The organism is Clostridium sp. UBA1056, from assembly GCA_002316385.1.
Lineage (GTDB): Bacteria > Bacillota > Clostridia > Clostridiales > Clostridiaceae > Clostridium_J.
Genome location: DCDL01000065.1, coordinates 77309 through 94525, shown reverse-complemented (window position 1 = coordinate 94525; position 17217 = coordinate 77309). Strand labels below are relative to the sequence as shown.

The 17217-nt window shown below is 29.8% G+C and carries 14 protein-coding genes, 1 riboswitch and 1 other annotated feature; of the genes, 1 reads left to right on the top strand and 13 read right to left on the bottom strand.

Annotation, left to right across the window (positions count from 1 at the left end):
• Nucleotides 1–76: 76 nt before the first annotated feature.
• From B3W71_RS18980 to B3W71_RS18930, 11 genes are all read right to left on the bottom strand, one after another.
• Entirely contained in the window at nt 77–928 is an 852-nt protein-coding gene (locus B3W71_RS18980) for a DMT family transporter (RefSeq protein ID WP_346890505.1), read from the bottom strand.
• Nucleotides 915–2234 (bottom strand): opine metallophore biosynthesis dehydrogenase, encoded by a 1320-nt coding sequence (locus tag B3W71_RS18975; RefSeq protein ID WP_346890504.1) that lies wholly within the window; start codon nt 2232–2234, stop codon nt 915–917. Before B3W71_RS18975 ends, B3W71_RS18980 begins: the two co-directional genes overlap by 14 nt.
• Nucleotides 2231–3010 carry a nicotianamine synthase family protein gene (locus B3W71_RS18970; protein ID WP_346890503.1) on the bottom strand — a complete coding sequence of 260 codons (780 nt, stop codon included), beginning with the start codon at nt 3008–3010 and terminating at the stop codon, nt 2231–2233. The genes B3W71_RS18975 and B3W71_RS18970 overlap by 4 nt, the downstream gene beginning before the upstream one ends.
• 35 nt (nt 3011–3045) lie before the next feature.
• Nucleotides 3046–3804 carry an ABC transporter ATP-binding protein gene (locus B3W71_RS18965; protein WP_346890502.1) on the bottom strand — a complete coding sequence of 253 codons (759 nt, stop codon included), beginning with the start codon at nt 3802–3804 and terminating at the stop codon, nt 3046–3048.
• Nucleotides 3804–4865 carry an iron ABC transporter permease gene (locus B3W71_RS18960; protein ID WP_346890501.1) on the bottom strand — a complete coding sequence of 354 codons (1062 nt, stop codon included), beginning with the start codon at nt 4863–4865 and terminating at the stop codon, nt 3804–3806. The genes B3W71_RS18965 and B3W71_RS18960 overlap by 1 nt, the downstream gene beginning before the upstream one ends.
• 3 nt (nt 4866–4868) lie before the next feature.
• The gene (locus B3W71_RS18955; RefSeq protein WP_346890500.1) at nt 4869–6002 is read right to left on the bottom strand and encodes an ABC transporter substrate-binding protein; all 1134 of its coding nucleotides are present in this window, start codon (nt 6000–6002) and stop codon (nt 4869–4871) included.
• Between the two features lie 323 nt (nt 6003–6325).
• Nucleotides 6326–6511: riboswitch (cobalamin riboswitch) on the bottom strand.
• 160 nt (nt 6512–6671) lie between these two features.
• Entirely contained in the window at nt 6672–7076 is a 405-nt protein-coding gene (locus B3W71_RS18950) for an ATP-binding cassette domain-containing protein (RefSeq protein ID WP_346890499.1), read from the bottom strand.
• Nucleotides 7077–7349: 273 nt separating this feature from the next.
• Nucleotides 7350–8264 (bottom strand): hypothetical protein, encoded by a 915-nt coding sequence (locus tag B3W71_RS18945; protein ID WP_346890498.1) that lies wholly within the window; start codon nt 8262–8264, stop codon nt 7350–7352.
• A 77-nt stretch (nt 8265–8341) separates the two neighbouring features.
• Entirely contained in the window at nt 8342–9184 is an 843-nt protein-coding gene (locus B3W71_RS18940) for a helix-turn-helix domain-containing protein (protein ID WP_346890497.1), read from the bottom strand.
• Between the two features lie 317 nt (nt 9185–9501).
• Nucleotides 9502–11409, bottom strand: coding sequence for a threonine--tRNA ligase (gene thrS, locus B3W71_RS18935; RefSeq protein WP_346890496.1), 1908 nt, complete (start codon nt 11407–11409; stop codon nt 9502–9504).
• A gap of 63 nt (nt 11410–11472) precedes the next feature.
• Nucleotides 11473–11703 (bottom strand) — a binding site (T-box leader).
• A 140-nt stretch (nt 11704–11843) separates the two neighbouring features.
• Nucleotides 11844–13319 (bottom strand): protein adenylyltransferase SelO, encoded by a 1476-nt coding sequence (locus tag B3W71_RS18930; protein ID WP_346890495.1) that lies wholly within the window; start codon nt 13317–13319, stop codon nt 11844–11846.
• Nucleotides 13320–13734: 415 nt separating this feature from the next.
• On the opposite strand from B3W71_RS18930, the gene B3W71_RS18925 reads away from it, so the two are divergent.
• Nucleotides 13735–15183 (top strand): thiol-activated cytolysin family protein, encoded by a 1449-nt coding sequence (locus tag B3W71_RS18925; protein WP_414632050.1) that lies wholly within the window; start codon nt 13735–13737, stop codon nt 15181–15183.
• A gap of 135 nt (nt 15184–15318) precedes the next feature.
• Here the strand turns inward: B3W71_RS18925 and B3W71_RS18920 are convergent, their stop codons facing one another.
• Together B3W71_RS18920 and B3W71_RS18915 are read right to left on the bottom strand one after the other, a co-directional pair.
• A complete protein-coding gene (locus tag B3W71_RS18920; RefSeq protein WP_346890493.1) occupies nt 15319–15738 on the bottom strand; it encodes a hypothetical protein in 420 nt (139 codons plus the stop codon).
• 21 nt (nt 15739–15759) lie between these two features.
• On the bottom strand, nt 15760–17145 hold the full coding sequence (locus B3W71_RS18915) for a rhodanese-like domain-containing protein (protein ID WP_346890492.1): 1386 nt from the start codon (nt 17143–17145) through the stop codon (nt 15760–15762).
• Between the last annotated feature and the right edge of the window lie 72 nt (nt 17146–17217).

Here is a 17217-nt window from a genome sequence, read left to right as displayed (position 1 = left end):
AGTTTATATTTTACATCTTTAGTATTTAAATCCCACTTAAAGTTATTAAAAGTATTTTTATTACATTTAATTTTTCCTAATCTAAAGATTTTTTTCTAGATAAAGCAATAGATGCTCCAATTATAAGAATTCCTCCTAATATAGAATATACGGACAAAGATTCTCCAAATAATATCAATCCCCAAGTTGCATTAAATAATATTCCAATATACCTTACTACCTCTACAATTACAGCATTAGTATTTCCAAATGCACCTGTTAAAAATATTTGTGCTAATAAGGAAACAACTCCTAAAATAAACAATAAAACAAATTCTCTAACTGTTGGTACTACAAAATTATTTCTCATTAATATAGCAGCTACTATTGTAGATGCGGCTAAAAAATAAAATACAATTTCATAGGAATGATGTTTTTTAGATTTTGCTAATTTTCTAATAGTTATAGAAGCACTTGCTGATAGGATTGCACTTAACAATCCAAATATCGCATAAAAAGAATAAGTAGAATATCTAAATGGATTTATTATAAGGCTTGCCCCAAATAAAATAATTATAATAAATATCCAAGCATTCTTTGGTAGTCTTTCCTTCAGAAACATTGCGGAAAATATCATTACAAAAACACCTGATAAATGTGCTAATATAGAAGCATCTCCTAACTTCATTGTAGAAATTGCAAAGAAGTATGTTACCATATAAAGTCCTCCTAAAACCCCTCTCATTAATAAAAGTGGCTTTCCTTCTTTAGAAAACTTTACATTAGCTCCCTTCATCAATATCAATATTAAAATCACACCAATTATTCCTCTAAAAAAAGCTATTTCATTAGAGGGTATTCTATTACTAACTGACTTTACTAAAACATTCATTATACTAAACGTAAAAGAAGATAGTATTGCCAACATTACACCTTTATCTACTCTCATTTAATCGCTCCTTAATTATAATTTTTGCATTGTTTATGCTATGATCTTCAAATATACTACTATTTATATTATTCTCACCCTTATCTTCAATAAATTTATTTAAGTAAGTATTAAATAAGTCTATTAAATATTCTGCATTTTCCATGTTTATATTTAATTTTTTTCCTATAGCATGTAAAAGTTTGATCTTTTTATAATCTTCGAAAGGCATTCTTGGTATATTCCATTTTCCCCTATTATCCTTATAAATTTTAGGATAAGGAATTCTTGAAAACTCAAAATATCTTCCATTTTTATCTGGTATGGAAAATGGATCAATTAATATTGATGAATATCTAACATAAAGTAAATATTCTTGTTTTATGCTATCATACTCCATATATTTATCTATATTTTCTCTTGATATAGATTCTTCTAAAACTGGATAATTATCATCATTTAAAAACTTAAGTAGATTTATAGGTTTAATCCTAAGTTTAATGTACACTTCGCATATTTCTTTCCATAAAGAACGCATAATAGATATAGTATTCATTGTTATAGGCCCTTCTGGATATAGCTTGTATACATATTTATTTGTTTTATCATAATCAAATACTTGATTTAAGCTAACATCATTAATTAAAAAAGCTGGATGTACAAAGATAGTTATGTTTCTGCTTTCAACTTCTAATGGATCATTTAATATTTCTGAAATAACTCCAATACCTTTTAGAAAACTTCTTAGAATTTGCACTTTATAGCTATATTCTAATGATGAACCTATATATATCTTTTTTTTCAAAGCTTTTGTTGTTACTTCTATTAATGATTTTGATGATGAATACTTAGTTGCACCGAAATAATTAGACAAAGAAATTATCTCTAATTTCCTTATCTCTCTATTTAAGTAATCAGAAACTACTATACTGGATCCAAACTCTGGAGATACTAAAATAATCGTTTTTACTCTAGTAAGTCTTAGTAAATCTATTTTTTTTAGTATGTCCACATAGCAATCACATGGAACACATAATACCATAGTCTCCCAAATATCATCTATATTAGTATGTCCTATATATAATTTTTCTAATTTATGGCTTCCTTCTACTTTAAATAATTCTCTTTTAGATGCATTTCCCATTATTGTGAAATCATTATTTTTTAATTGTTGTAAAAAAGATATAGTTTTATCACTTTCTATAGCAACCATACCTATTTCACCTAAAAATCCTTTAGATAAATTTATTGCTATATTTATTGCTACAGGCCCTGAACCTACTATTAATATGTTTCCCAAATTACTATATATATCTTTAATCATCATATAGATTTCTCCAAAACTATACTGTCATAAATATATTTATTGTCTTTTATTATTGTTTTTTGACAATGTTTCAATATCTTTGTATCTAAAGGATAATTAAATATACTTTTTAACTCATTTCCATACCTTAAAATAACCTTTGTATCTCCATTAATATTTTCTAATAAAAATTTTGCAATATCTAATTTTTCTTCTACTAAAGAAGCTATAATAATATGAGTAAAGCTATTTAAATCAAATTTACTTACATCTTGTGATGAAAAGAATATATTTTTGATTCCATACTTATTTGATAATTTTTGAGACAAATCAAGGGCTTCTTCATCAATATCTAAACAAGTTACTTCACAATCAACTTCATTTTTTATAGTAAACGCTGTTATAGGCATAGCTCCAGAGCCTATAAATAAAATCCTTGATTTGTTATCTATTTCAAACTCCAGTATTTCATTTTGCACAGCAAGATTTAATTCATCAGAATACTTGAATGAATCCACACTATCGTTTAATATACTATGAGCTTGAAATTTTTCAACCCACCCTAGGGCATTTGAAGTAGAGTTTCTAAGTTCTCTAACTAGAGAATCATAAGTTTCTTCTAATAAATATTTCTTCCATTTCAAATTGTTTGAACTATCTAGTATAAAATCACATACGTAATCAAGTTTATCTTTCAAGACTGAAAAACATTCATTATGCTCTTTGCATAAGCTCATAATTTCTTTGATATCTATGTTTAACAACTTTAAATTTAATAAGAATTTATGTTTATTCATGCTCTCTCACCTCAAAATTTTATTTTTACTATTATCTAACTACAGGTAATAGGGGTAACTGTAAAATAACCTTTCTTCGTGCAGCAAACTTCTACATCTACCTTATAAACCTCTTTTAACAATGATGGTTGTAATACTTCCTCTGGTTTTCCTTCCTTCATCACATATCCTTTGTTAAATAATACTATTTTGTCACTGTATCTAGTTGACAAAGCTAAATCATGAATTACAACTATAGTAATAGCATTATTTTCTGTAGTATACTCTCTTGCTAAATCTAAAACTTGTAGCTGATGTCTTATATCTAATGCGCTAGTTGGTTCATCTAATAGTAGTATATTTGGCTTTGAAACTAAAGTTTGAGCCATAATCACTAATTGTTTTTCTCCTCCACTTAAACTAGAAAATTTATTATAACTTAGATGACTTAAATTTATTTTTTTCAATATTTTATTTGTTTCTTCTAGTTTATCCTTAGAAATTTTCCACCTTAAATCCTTCATGTGTCCAAGCAATACCATTTCAAATACAGTTAAACTGGAACTACTATTACTCATCTGCGGTACATAGCCCACTTTTTCCATGGATATTTTATCCTTATTATTTCCATTCATATATATGTGACCTCCATAACTAACCATATTAGATATGGCTTTTATAAAGGTTGTCTTTCCTGTGCCATTAGGACCAATAATTGAAGTTATTTCACCTTGGTTAAAAGTAGAAGTAATATCTCTTAATACCTCTTTATTTTTATACTTAACCGAAACTTTCTCTGCTGTAATAAAATTCATTACTCTGCCCCCTTAGATAGTAATAAAAACAGTAAAAAAGGTACTCCAACAATAGATGTAACAATGCCTATAGGTATCAATGCACCTGGTTTTATTACTTTAGATATTATAGAAGCTACAATCATGATTAATGCTCCAAATATAGCTGAAACAGGAGATAAATATCTTTGATCTTCTCCAACAGATAACCTTGCAAAATGTGGAGAAATTAATCCTATAAATCCAATAGGACCTATAAAGGAAACTGCACCTGTAGTCAACAAGGTTGATATTAAAAACACACTTAACTTTAACTTGTCTACATTTATTCCAAGACTTCTTGCTCTTTCTTCTCCAGCAGATAGGGCTGTTATTTTCCATACTATAGTTGAAGTTAGTAATAAACATAAAAGAAAAATACTTGCAGTAATAAATACACCAACCCAGGTAGATTTTAATAAACTTCCAAACATCCAAAATACAATTTGCTGTGATACTTCTGGTGCAGCCATATACTGAACTAAAGATTGTAGTGCCTGAAATAGAAAGTGAATAACAATACCTGTTAACACCATTGTTATAGACTTCATACCCTTACTTTTACCTATAAAATAGATACATAAACTAGATACAAATGAAAAAGCAAATGCCATTAAAGGTATAGAAATCCATCCTATGTTTCCAATAGTAATTCCTGTGACAATAGCAAGAGAAGCTCCAAAGCCAGCTGCTGATGAAATACCTAAAGTATATGGACTAGCTAATGGATTATTAAGTATGGTTTGCATATGGGATCCTGCTAATCCCAATGAAGCTCCCACAAATATACATGTTAATGTCATTGGAAGTCTTATAGACCACATAACAGCTGAATTTATATTTTCATTGTTAGATCCTTGTAGTAAAGTCCATATTACTTCTGATAAAGACATACCAGATGGTCCAACAATTAAATCTAAAATAGAAAATCCAAGTAATGCTATAAATGTAGTAGCAAATAAAATAAATCTTTTTTTATTTATATTCTTATATATATCTTCTCCGTGGTTAAAACCCTCTAATACTTTTATTTTATTGGTCATTGACTATTCCCCCTTTATCATAAAAGTACCTGCTAGTTTTACTGGTAAATATTTTTCATAAAATTCATTTAGATTTTTCATTGGATCTACATCTTTAAACTTTTCTGGATGTATAGACTTTGCAGCATATTGGAGATATACATAATCATAAAGAGTTCTAAGTCCACTATGATCGAAACCATATACTTCTTTATTTTTTACCGCATTTAGATTATTCCAACCTGGTCTTTTTAAATACATATTCATTGTTTCTACAGCTCTATCCTCATTAACATTGAATCCCATCTCAAATCTTTGTTTTCCCTTATCTTGAGAATTAGTTTGTCCTGAAAACATTATAATATCAGGATTACTAGATATAACGTATTCAGGGTTAAGTGGACCATATTCTTCAACTTTTCCTTCAGCAATATTTTTACATCTTGCAGTTTTAAGTATATTTCCCCATAAAGAGTTTCCATAAGAATTTCCATAGGTATCTGGACCTTGACTTGCAAGTTCAAAATAAACAGATTTAAGCTCATCTTCTGATATATCTTTTACTCTATCTTCAACATCTTTTACATGACTTTTATAATTTTCAACAAGTTCCTTTGCTCTTTCTTCTTTTCCCAATAATTTGCCAAGTATCTCTGTACTTTTTGCATGCTTATCTAGAGTAAAAGAATTGTAGTCAACTACTGCCACAGGAATTCCAAGGTTTTTTATGGTATTAATCCCATCCCCTAGCTTTTTAGCCTGATAAGGTGCAAGAATTACTAAATCTGGTTTTGTCTCAATTAATTTTTCCATACTGAAACTATCTAGGTAAATAGATCCTGTATCAATACAACCTTCTAAATTAGGAATTATTTCTGCATACTTAGTCCACATTGCATTCATTAAATCCTTTGTTTCTCCTTTTGACATAGCAACAATTCTATCTAATTTGAAATCCCCAGACACAGCAAGATAATTTTCTATATAAAATCCTAAAAATATTTTTTCTGCTGGCTTATTTAAAGTAACTTTATCACCATTTATGTCTTCCACCTCTATAAGAGTACTTTCTTCTGAGTTTTTTTCCTTTTCCTGTGAGCATCCTGTTAACCCTATTATCATTAACAAAGATAATATTATACTAACTAGTTTCTTCATAAAAAATCACTCCTCTTATTTTCAATAATATAATTTGATTTTCATACAAGAATATTTAGTCACCTCCTTCTTTACTTCTATTTTAATTTATTATCCTGCCAATGATAATGAATATCAATCATGCAAAACATAGTATCACACTTGAAATTCATTATCAATGCAGAATTGGTAAAAATGTATAAATAATATATAAATAGTGAAAATAAAAAAAAGTCCTATTTCTAGGACTTTAAGCACACATACACACAGAATAAAAAACGTATACTAAAATATACATTTGATATCTATTAATAATCTTTGCCGCTTTAATTTCCCACCGAAATTGCAAACTTTATTTTATGGTAGGTCTCCTGACTTATAGCTTCAAACCTAATTCTCCTTGCCTTCCCATGAATTATTTTCATAGTGACTTTTAAAGAGTTTCGTAGCTATTACAGTAGCGGGGGCTGTTGAGGATTCTAACCTCATTCCCTTTTATTGCATATGCAACCATAAAACACAATATGTAATTTTACATCTATATAATACATATATTTATATATTTTGTCAAATAGTTTGAATTATTTTTTATAATAATATTAAAATATTATATGCTAATTTCAATTAAGGTTTCATTTTCACTTTAATTATTACTCTAGTAATTGAGTAAATTGAACAATAATGCCATTCTCAAATTTTAAAAAATAATAAACTCAACTTATCTATTTTTATATCTCCTTTTTCCACATCATAAAATCTTGGTAAAAGACTGCATAATGTAGATTTTCCTGTTCCTGATGATCCAACTAATGCAACAGTTTGCCCAGCATTAATAGTTAATTTAATATTAGTTAATACTTTCCTATCCTTGTCTTCATAGCCAAAGGTTACATTTATCTCTATCCCTCCGCACCAATCAAATACATCTTCATGTTTTAATAGCATATCCACTTCAACATTTTCTACTAGCTCAAACATCTTATGAAAATTCATCGCATTATCCTTATCTTCTTCTTGTAAATTATCATATATTGACTCAGCTTGTTGTAGTCTTAATGATTTTTCTTTCCCAGTAATATATTTTTTCTCTATCATAGATGATAATATCAGAACATTTAAGCCTTATATAAGCTTTGATTACGGCTCCAAACAAAAATTTATTTGTAATGTCTTACAGTTTTTGCTTGGAGCCTAATACTATAACAATTTTTGATTTATTACGCATAACATAACACTCCTTTATTACACATTTTATTATAAAACAAAAACCACATTGACTATTTCATCAATATGGTTCTCGTGGATTTCAATTGTGGAGACGAGACACCACAATTAAAATCGCGATTTATTTACCTATTAATTTAAAATCTAATATAGATTTATTAGCCCAAAAGCTTTAAAAATTCTTACTCTTTTCACAGATATGTAGCAGCTCCAAATTTCTGTAACCCTTCTAGCTACTTCACTATCCACTCCCCATGAAAAATTAGGTTGCCAATATCCTTCTTCCTTCAAGGTATTAAGCCAAAATGAAAAGTTTTTTTCTACAAAAGGTTCAACTAGCTTATACCACTGTGAATATGGTGAAGTTGCTAAATCTAAAGGTTGTGGTACATACTCTGTCCACTTATTTTCATCGGTACAAAGGCACTCTACTATTCTTCTTTCCATGGACCTAATAGTTACATCATTAATTAAATTTGAATTTAGTTCCTTTAAAACTATGAATAATCTTTGTAGACAATAACAATCATGGTCAGAACATTCTTCATTACTATTTAAAAACTCTATACATCTAGCTGCAATTTTATTTCCTAACTCCCTTTGTTTATCATTTCCATACTTAATAAAAGCTGAAGCAACCACAGCACAAGGATTAGGCGTAAATTTTGTATCTGGAGCATATATCCACCATGGTGCATGCGAAAAATTTTCTACTGCCTTTGGAACCTTCTCCCAAAATGATGGTGTATCTTCAATGGTTTTCTCAAAATAATTTAATAAATTTTTAAACCATGACTCTTCACAATTAAGCTCATAATCATATGCAATAAAAATAGCCTCAGTAGATGCTATACTTGTTGATGATGGTAATAACATATCCGCCTCTAATCCCTTTCCAAAGCCACCATCTTCGTTTTGATATTTAATTAGCTCCGATACTATAGACTCTTTGCTTCCATTATTAAAAAGATAATTCCATTTTACTTTTTCAATATCTCTAGCATTGTTAAATATATGATTCTCTATATTCTTTAATTGACTTACCTTTAACTTTTCCATAGTACACCTCACAAATTTTATTTCATAACTTAATGTTAATACATTAAGTACCTTTAGTATTGTAAAAATGCGACATTCTATTTATTTAAATCTTTTATAGCTTTCATAGGAGTGTTCTCATGATATTTTTTAAAGTCATTTATCATATGAGCTTGGTCACAATAACCATAACTATAAGTAATATTATTAAGGTTAAAATTTCTGTTAAGAGCTAAGTCTTTCCATATATTTTGATACCTAACTAAACTACAGCACTTTTTAGGAGTTATTCCAATGTATTCTCTAAAGATACGCTCCAATTGTCTGGAGCTAATAGAAGTATAATCACTAATCTCAGATATAGTAGTTACCCCTTTAGATTTTAGGATATAATATATCCCATTTAATAAATTATTATTGTTAAAGTTCTTACTGAATAATTTTCTAATCAATAATTTTTCTATGTAATATATTCTTTTCTCAATTTTGGGATAATGTATAATTATATCTTCAATGTCTTTTCTTAAACTTATAAAATATTGGTCTACACTTGCAAACTCATTACACCTTTTAGGTAACTGGTTATCTGTAAACAAATGTGCAGTCCAAAAATTAAAGCGGATACCAAAAGTAGAAGTCAATGCTGAGGTTTTAGCCTCTTCTGTATAAAAAGGAGAATCATTTAAATTACAAAATAGGTTATTTACTTTATTACTGCTATAATCTATATCAAAAATTATATCCATACAACAGTCTGGAATCACAATATTACTTCTATCACCCCCTGTAGTTAGTTCCTTATTTCTATAAGGCACAGGACTCCCCCAAAAACATCTTATATATGGCTTTAAAACATCACAGGGTTCAATTTCTCTATAGGTATCTGATTTATTTAATACATTATTAGTTATGGGTTTAAATAGCTCTGATAACTCTTTCATTCATTCCACCCCTTCATAATAATTTATTCTTACTGCATTATAATTATAATAATATTATTATACAATTTTTACTTATATCTAAGATAAGCTTTGCCTATAGAAATATTTAATATTCCAAAATGACTCAAAATAGCAATGTCTTTATATAACTGCTAGAACCAAATGTAAATAGATATTAAATATATAAAAATAAGGTCTTAAGTTTTACACTTAAGACCTTATTTTCACTTCATGAACTATTCTTTTCTACATAATTAATAACTTATCCTCTAAAACATCCATATAAGAATTAACTCATCAAATATTAATGTATACTTCTATAATTCTTTGTTTTTAACCTCTACGCTAATTCTCTCTATAAGGCTATCTAAATCTAATATTCCTTCATCTCCGCTTCTTCGACTACGCAATGAAATTTTATTATCCTTCTCTTCTTTTTCTCCAATAACAATAATATATGGAACTCTTTCATTTCTAGCCTCTCTAATTTTATATCCTATCTTTTCATCTCTATAATCAAGTTCAACTCTTATTCCATTTGTACTTAATCGCCTTTTAACTTTCTCAGAATAATCCTTAAACTTATTAGATATAGGCAATATTTTTACTTGTACTGGAGAAAGCCATGTTGGAAATTTACCAGCGAAATGCTCAATTAGTATTCCAATGAATCTTTCTATGCTTCCAAATATTACTCTATGAATAACTATTGGTCTATGTTTCTCCCCATCATTTCCAATATAGTCTAATTCAAATCTTTGAGGCAATTGAAGGTCTAATTGAATTGTTCCACATTGCCAACTTCTACCTATGCTGTCTTCAAGGTGAAAGTCTATTTTAGGCCCATAAAAGGCCCCGTTACCTTCATTTATTTTATAATCTAAATTTAACTCATCTAATGCACCCTTTAAGGAGTTTTCTGCAACAGCCCATTCCTCATCACTTCCCATAGAATCATCTGGCCTTGTAGAAAGTTCAAGATTATATTTAAATCCAAATCTTGAATAAACCTTATCTATAAGTTCTATTACTCCCTTTATTTCTGATTTAATTTGACTTGGCAACATAAATATATGGGCATCATCCTGAGTAAATGCCCTAACTCTCATCAACCCATGTAGCACTCCTGAAAGTTCATGTCTATGCACTCTTCCAAGTTCACCTACTCTCATTGGAAAATCTCTATATGAATGAGCTTCTGATTTATATACTAACATTCCTCCTGGACAATTCATTGGCTTCAATGCAAATTCCTCTTCATCAATATTAGAAATGTACATATTTTCTCTGTAATGATACCAGTGACCTGAAGTTTCCCATAATCTTTTATTAAGCATTATTGGAGTTTCAATTTCAGAATATCCTGCTGCTAGATGTAGTTCTCTCCAAAAATCAATTAAAATATTTTTAAGAATAACTCCTTTAGGTAAGAAAAATGGAAATCCTGGTCCCTCTTCAGCAAAAGTAAATAATTTCAATTCCTTACCTAGCTTTCTATGATCTCTCTTTTTAGCTTCCTCTAAATTATGCAAATAAGCTTCTAATAAGCTTTTATTAGCAAAGGCTACACCATATACTCTTTGTAGCATCTTGTTTTTCTCATTACCTCTCCAGTATGCTCCAGCTACCCTTATTAACTTAAATGCTTTTATATATTTTGTAGAAGGTACATGAGGTCCCCTACAAAGATCAATATGATTACCTTGTTTATATAAAGAAATCTTTTCTCCTTCAGGTAAATTATTTATTAGTTCCACTTTGTAGGTCTCTTCTATTTCCTCCATAAGCTTTATTGCTTCTTCTCTTGAGACATCAATTCTTTCAAACTTTAAATCTTCACTTATTATTTTGTTCATTTCTACTGATATGTTTTCTAAATCTTCATCACTCAATGAATTTTCCATATCAAAATCATAATAAAATCCATTTTCTATAGATGGTCCTATGGCAAGCTTAGTATCTTTATAGATTCTTTTAACTGCTTGAGCCATAATATGTGAAGTAGAATGTCTAATAACTTCAGCTGCTCTTTCATCATCATAGGTTAAAATATTTACCTCATCATGATCCTTTAGCTTATAACTTAAATCAACTAAGGTTCCATTTATTTCCCCCACTATCACTGATTTAGCCAAGTTTTTACTAATGGATTTTGCTAGGTCCTGAACACTAAAATTGTCTTGAATTTCTCTTATTGACCCATCATTAAGCTTTACTGTTTTCATAAATTATTACCTCCTTCTTTAAAGATTTCTTTATTTTTTGATATAAAAAAACACCCATCCCAAGCTTGGGACGAATGTATAATATCCGTGATTCCACCCAAATTGAATTAAATTAATTCAATTCTTCTTTAAAACTTTAACGACATTCACCGATGGCATTTCACTAATTTATAGCTAATAAACCATAGCTCTAGGGTAGTTTTCTTATAGCCATATTTAGGAATGCTCACAGCCGATGACATTCCCTCTCTGAAAACTGTATTCTATAATACTCTTCCCTTTCTTAGCTTACTTTATATTTAATTTAAAAGTACCTTGTGTACTTAGTTATATTTAAAACTTATATTAGCATTCTTATAATAAATTGTAAATAACTTAAAACAATATTAGATAAATTTATTTAGATTAGTTTATTTTACGAAGGCCCTTTTGCATTAGGTTCCGCAATAAGTTCGGTACGGACAAGCTGATGGTTCAGGCAATGTAGAATAATAATCCTGTTCTTTAGAGTAATCATATGGTCTTGAAAGAGCATCTAAAAGTCGCTCCATTACATTATAATCTCCTTGCTTTACTGCAGCTTCTAGTGCTTCTTCTACTCTATGGTTACGTGGAATTACTGCTGGATTACTCCTTTGCATAAGCTGCTTTGATGAAACTTCTGATTCCTCTTGTCTTGTTAGTCTCTCCTGCCATAATTTATACCACTTATCAAATTCCTCTTTACCAAATAGTACAATGTCCTCTATCTTGTCACTAGTTAATGCACGGAAAGTGTTTGTATAATCTGCACCATACTTCTGCATCATATTTAGAAGATCTTCAATTAGATATTCATCCTCTAACTCTTCATTAAATATACCAAGTTTTGTCCTCATTCCAGAAAGCCAATTGTACTTATACAAATTAGAAAAGTTTGAAATCTCATTCTGTGCCAGCTTGAGAGCCTCATTCTGATTAATATGCAGCAATGGTAACAGAGTCTCAGCAAATCTTGCAAGATTCCATGCAGCAATATTAGGTTGATTACCATAAGCATATCTACCATGAATATCAATGGAACTAAATACAGTGGAAGGGTCATAGGCATCCATGAAAGCGCAAGGACCATAATCAATTGTTTCTCCACTAATTGCCATATTATCAGTATTCATTACCCCATGAATAAAACCAACCAGTTGCCATTTTGCAATAAGTTCAGCCTGCTTCTTGATCACTTCCCGAAGCAAAAAAAGATAGCCATTTTCTTTATTATCTGTTTCTTGAAAATGTCTTTGCAAAGTATAATCAGCTAAAGCCCTAAGTTCTTCAACTGTACCCCACTTTGAAACGTATTGAAATGTACCAACACGTATATGGCTAGCAGCTATACGAGTCAGTATTGCACCAGGCAGCTCTGTTTCCCTTATTATTGACTCACCTGTTGTAACCACAGCCAGACTACGTGTGGTAGCAATGCCAAGTGCGTTCATTGCTTCACTTATAATGTATTCTCTTAGCATTGGACCTAGTGCTGCTTTTCCATCGCCTCCTCGTGAATATGGAGTTCTACCTGAACCCTTAAGCTGGATATCGAATCTCTCACCTAGTGGAGTAATGTGTTCACCTATAAGTACAGCTCTCCCATCACCTAACACTGTAAAATGACCAAATTGATGTCCTGCGTATGCTTGAGCAATAGGTACAGCACCTTCTGGAATCTTGTTTCCTGCAAGTATATCTACTCCATCAGTACTTTGTAGTGCCTGGGCATTTAATCCTAAAGATGTTATTAACGGATAATTCAGCACAACCAATTTAGGTGAAGGTACATGACTTGGACTTTGTGTATTAAAAAATATTTTTGGAAGATCAGCATAACTATTTTCCAAATTCAAGCCTGTTTCTATTATTGCTTCTCTTTCTTTCATTATATCTCCTTTTCTTCTTTTATTTTTTATATATCTTTTTTACATGAGATAAAAATCATAGCTCCTATTACTTTTCAAATATAAACTTCTATAATAACTAAACTCTTTTTAGTTTATACTTTTAAGAATTTATTATTCCCTATATATTTCTCCTTCTTTCTTTGCTAAATATTTAAATATTTAAACTAAATTCACTATTATTTACATTAAAATTAAAACACGGATATAAATTACATAGATATAAATTTTTATTTGGGTAAATATTCATTCAATGTATTTGATTTCTATATAAGGATTATGGTATAATTTACATACAACAAAAGGGGGGATTACTTTGAAGATTAAAAAACATCTCAAAGCAACAAAATTCATAGCATGTTTATTGGTTAGCTTATTTGTTATCCAATATCCACTTATTGGCTTTGCCGAAACACCTAAAACTAGTCCAGCTAGTGAAAAAAGCAACAGTATTGATATTGATAATGGCATAGCAAATTTAAACTATGATAGAAATCAAGTCTTAGCAGTAAATGGTGATAGCGTAGAAAGTTTCGTTCCAAGAGAAGGTTTAAATTCAAATGGAAAATTTATAGTTGTTGAGCGTAATAAAAAATCACTTACAACTTCACCAGTTGATATTTCAATTATTGATTCCATGAGCGATCGCACATATCCAGGAGCATTACAACTTGCAAACGATGCTTTTGTGGAAAATCAACCTAATATATTAATGTGCAAAAGAAAACCTTTAAATATTAGTATAGATTTACCAGGTATGAAAAAAGAAAATACAAAAACTGTTGAAAATCCAACATATGGTAATGTGTCAGGAGCAGTAGATGAGTTAGTATCTACTTGGAGTGAAAAGTATTCAACAACACATACTTTACCTGCAAGAACACAGTATGCAGAATCTATGGTTTATAGTAAATCTCAACTAGCAAGTTCTCTTAATGTTAGCGCTAAAGTTATAGATAATTCACTTGGAATTGACTTTAATGCTATATCAAACGGAGAGAAAAAAGTTATGGTTGCTGCATACAAACAAATATTTTATACTGTAAATGCAGAACTACCTAACAATCCATCAGATATTTTTGATGATAGCGTTACTTTTAAAGAGCTAACTCGTAAAGGAGTAAGTGATGCAGCACCACCTGTTATGGTATCAAATGTAGCCTATGGTAGAACAATTTATGTAAAATTAGAAACAACCTCTAAGAGTAAAGATGTACAATCTGCTTTTAAAGCGTTACTTAAGGATAATAGTGTACAAGCTAGTGGACAATACAAAGATATTTTTGAAGAAAGTTCATTTACTGCTGTAGTATTAGGCGGAGATGCAAAAGAGCATAACAAGGTTGTCACAAAGGATTTTGATGAAATACGAAATGTAATCAAAGATAATGCGGAATTTAGTCTTAAAAATCCAGGATATCCAATTTCATATACAAGTGTTTTCTTAAAAGATAATTCAATTGCTTCTGTTAATAACAGAACTGATTATATTGAGACTACATCAACAGAATATTCTAAAGCTAAAATAAATCTTGATCACTATGGTGCGTATGTTGCCCAGTTTGATATATCATGGGATGAATTTTCCTATGATGAGAATGGAAATGAAGTACTAACCCATAAAACATGGGATGGAAGTTGGGAGGACAAAACAGCTCATTACTCTACAGTAATTTCACTTCCAGCTAATTCAAAAAATATAAGAATTTATGCAAGAGAGTGTACAGGTCTTGCATGGGAATGGTGGAGAACAATTATTGACGAATATAATGTTCCATTAACAAATGAAATAAACGTTTCAATTGGCGGAACTACATTATATCCATCCGCTAGTATTAGCCATTAGTCAATAACAACATCATTTTGATTAAAGCTTTTATAAAAAAATCTTTGTAAGCTAAATAAAACATACTCCTTCTTGTAATAATTAAGATAACAAATTATTACAAGAAGGAGTTTTTCATATGTTAAATATATTTATCTACTTCTTCATTTGAAGAAAGTTAATCTTTAAAAATTCTATTATTAAAATAAATATAAATGCTAGCACGAAAACATAATATGTTAGTAATTTATCTGTATTGAGGCTTATAGTAAAAACTGTGGCTATAAGACTTAATACTATAAATATTATATTTATTTTAAAAGAAACAGTTTCTCTAAAATAAGCCAACTTTTTATACTTAATATAGGCTGAGATTATAAATGCAATTACTAGTAAGCCTAATATGCAAATTGTATAAAATCTTAAATTAATATTATCCCATTTATAATTTTGATAAGTAAAGTGTCTAACTAATCCCATTTTCTTATCAGACAAGTTATATATTACTACAGTAAATATAACTAATAAAATTTGAACAATAGTACCTAGCCACTTTAAAACATTTTTTATAATCATATCAATTACCTAACTTTTTATCTATTTTTGTGGTTCTCCAGTTGTTACTGGACCAGCTTCATTTCCAGTGTTTCCACTCCATTCATTCCATCCGCCATCATAAAGAGATATATTTTCAAGTCCCATTACATCAGCATACCATAGAACTTCGGCAGCTCTCCAACCTGTTCCGCAGAAGAACATTAAGTTTTTATCTGGTGTTATACCATATTCTTTCCACATCTTAAGAATTTGATCCCCACTAACCATGGTATTATCTTCATTTCTGAAGTCTTCCATGCTAGTGCTATCACTACCACCATGTCCCCATAGAGAACATACTGGACGTCCTGTTGCTTTAATATAGCTATATCCTGAAGTTTTTCCTATATACTCTTCCCAGCTTCTAATATCTACTAATGTATTTTCTTCTGGCTTATCTACTGCTGTAAGTGCTTTATCGTAATCAACAATATAATCCCTATTTAATGGAGCATCTGCACCAAAGGATTCTACAGCAACTTTAGGATTAGATTTAGCTTCTACTTCGTAGCCAGCATCTACCCATTTGCTAGTTCCACCATTTAATAATCTAACATCTTTTACTCCTAAATACTTAAATATAACTGCTACTCTTGAAGCTGCACAAGTGTCTCCACCATATAGTACAACAGTTGTATCTGTAGTTACACCATTTACTTTAGCAAATTCTATAAGTTTATCATCTGAAAGACGATTCCATAGCGGTCCTTCTTCTAATTCATCTGTATTAATATGTATAGCTCCTTGAATATGCCCTTTTAAATAATCTGGAGAATCTTTTTCTTCTCCCCATGAAACTTCAAATACTTTAAATTCTTTTCCTTCATAAGTTTCTGGTTTTTTTCCATCTACTAAATCTTTAACCCATGATGCTGGAACTAACATTTCATAATTAGGATAAGCTACCATAGCATTATTTTCATCCTTAGCCCATTCCTTAACATCATATGTATATAAATTTTTAAATCCCTTTTTTGATAAATAATCAGCTACTTCTTTTGCATCTTCTCCATTTGCATCATAAAGAATAACATTTTTATCAGCTGATATTCCTCTTGCTTCTAAATCTTTAGCTAAACTTTCTTCTTTCTTTTCTGTATCCGCATTTAGCCAATCTGCTGAAAAATCTACAGCCCCCTCAATATGACCGCCTCTTTCAACACCTTCTAATTTCCAACCATTATATGCATCATTTGCTCTTGTATCAACAACTATCCACTTATCATCTTTAATACTTTTTGTTAACTCTTCAGTAGTTATAGATTTAACTTCTGTACTTGATCCTTCATTATTCTTAGCTTCGTCTTTAGTCCCACAAGCTGTTAATGCTGCCATTGATAGTGTTAAGGCTACTGCTGTTAACATTACTTTTATAGACTTTTTCATATTTTTCCCTCCTTAACATTAATAATTTTACATTTTTCCATCTGTAGCTTAACACCTTTTATATATCATGTA

Coding starts and splice junctions, on each gene's coding strand:
- B3W71_RS18980 (WP_346890505.1), bottom strand. CDS start 928: ATGAGAGTAGATAAAGGTGTAATGTTGGCAATACTATCTTCTTTTACG.
- B3W71_RS18975 (WP_346890504.1), bottom strand. CDS start 2,234: ATGATGATTAAAGATATATATAGTAATTTGGGAAACATATTAATAGTA.
- B3W71_RS18970 (WP_346890503.1), bottom strand. CDS start 3,010: ATGAATAAACATAAATTCTTATTAAATTTAAAGTTGTTAAACATAGAT.
- B3W71_RS18965 (WP_346890502.1), bottom strand. CDS start 3,804: ATGAATTTTATTACAGCAGAGAAAGTTTCGGTTAAGTATAAAAATAAA.
- B3W71_RS18960 (WP_346890501.1), bottom strand. CDS start 4,865: ATGACCAATAAAATAAAAGTATTAGAGGGTTTTAACCACGGAGAAGAT.
- B3W71_RS18955 (WP_346890500.1), bottom strand. CDS start 6,002: ATGAAGAAACTAGTTAGTATAATATTATCTTTGTTAATGATAATAGGG.
- B3W71_RS18950 (WP_346890499.1), bottom strand. CDS start 7,076: ATGATAGAGAAAAAATATATTACTGGGAAAGAAAAATCATTAAGACTA.
- B3W71_RS18945 (WP_346890498.1), bottom strand. CDS start 8,264: ATGGAAAAGTTAAAGGTAAGTCAATTAAAGAATATAGAGAATCATATA.
- B3W71_RS18940 (WP_346890497.1), bottom strand. CDS start 9,184: ATGAAAGAGTTATCAGAGCTATTTAAACCCATAACTAATAATGTATTA.
- thrS (WP_346890496.1), bottom strand. CDS start 11,409: ATGAAAACAGTAAAGCTTAATGATGGGTCAATAAGAGAAATTCAAGAC.
- B3W71_RS18930 (WP_346890495.1), bottom strand. CDS start 13,319: ATGAAAGAAAGAGAAGCAATAATAGAAACAGGCTTGAATTTGGAAAAT.
- B3W71_RS18920 (WP_346890493.1), bottom strand. CDS start 15,738: ATGATTATAAAAAATGTTTTAAAGTGGCTAGGTACTATTGTTCAAATT.
- B3W71_RS18915 (WP_346890492.1), bottom strand. CDS start 17,145: ATGAAAAAGTCTATAAAAGTAATGTTAACAGCAGTAGCCTTAACACTA.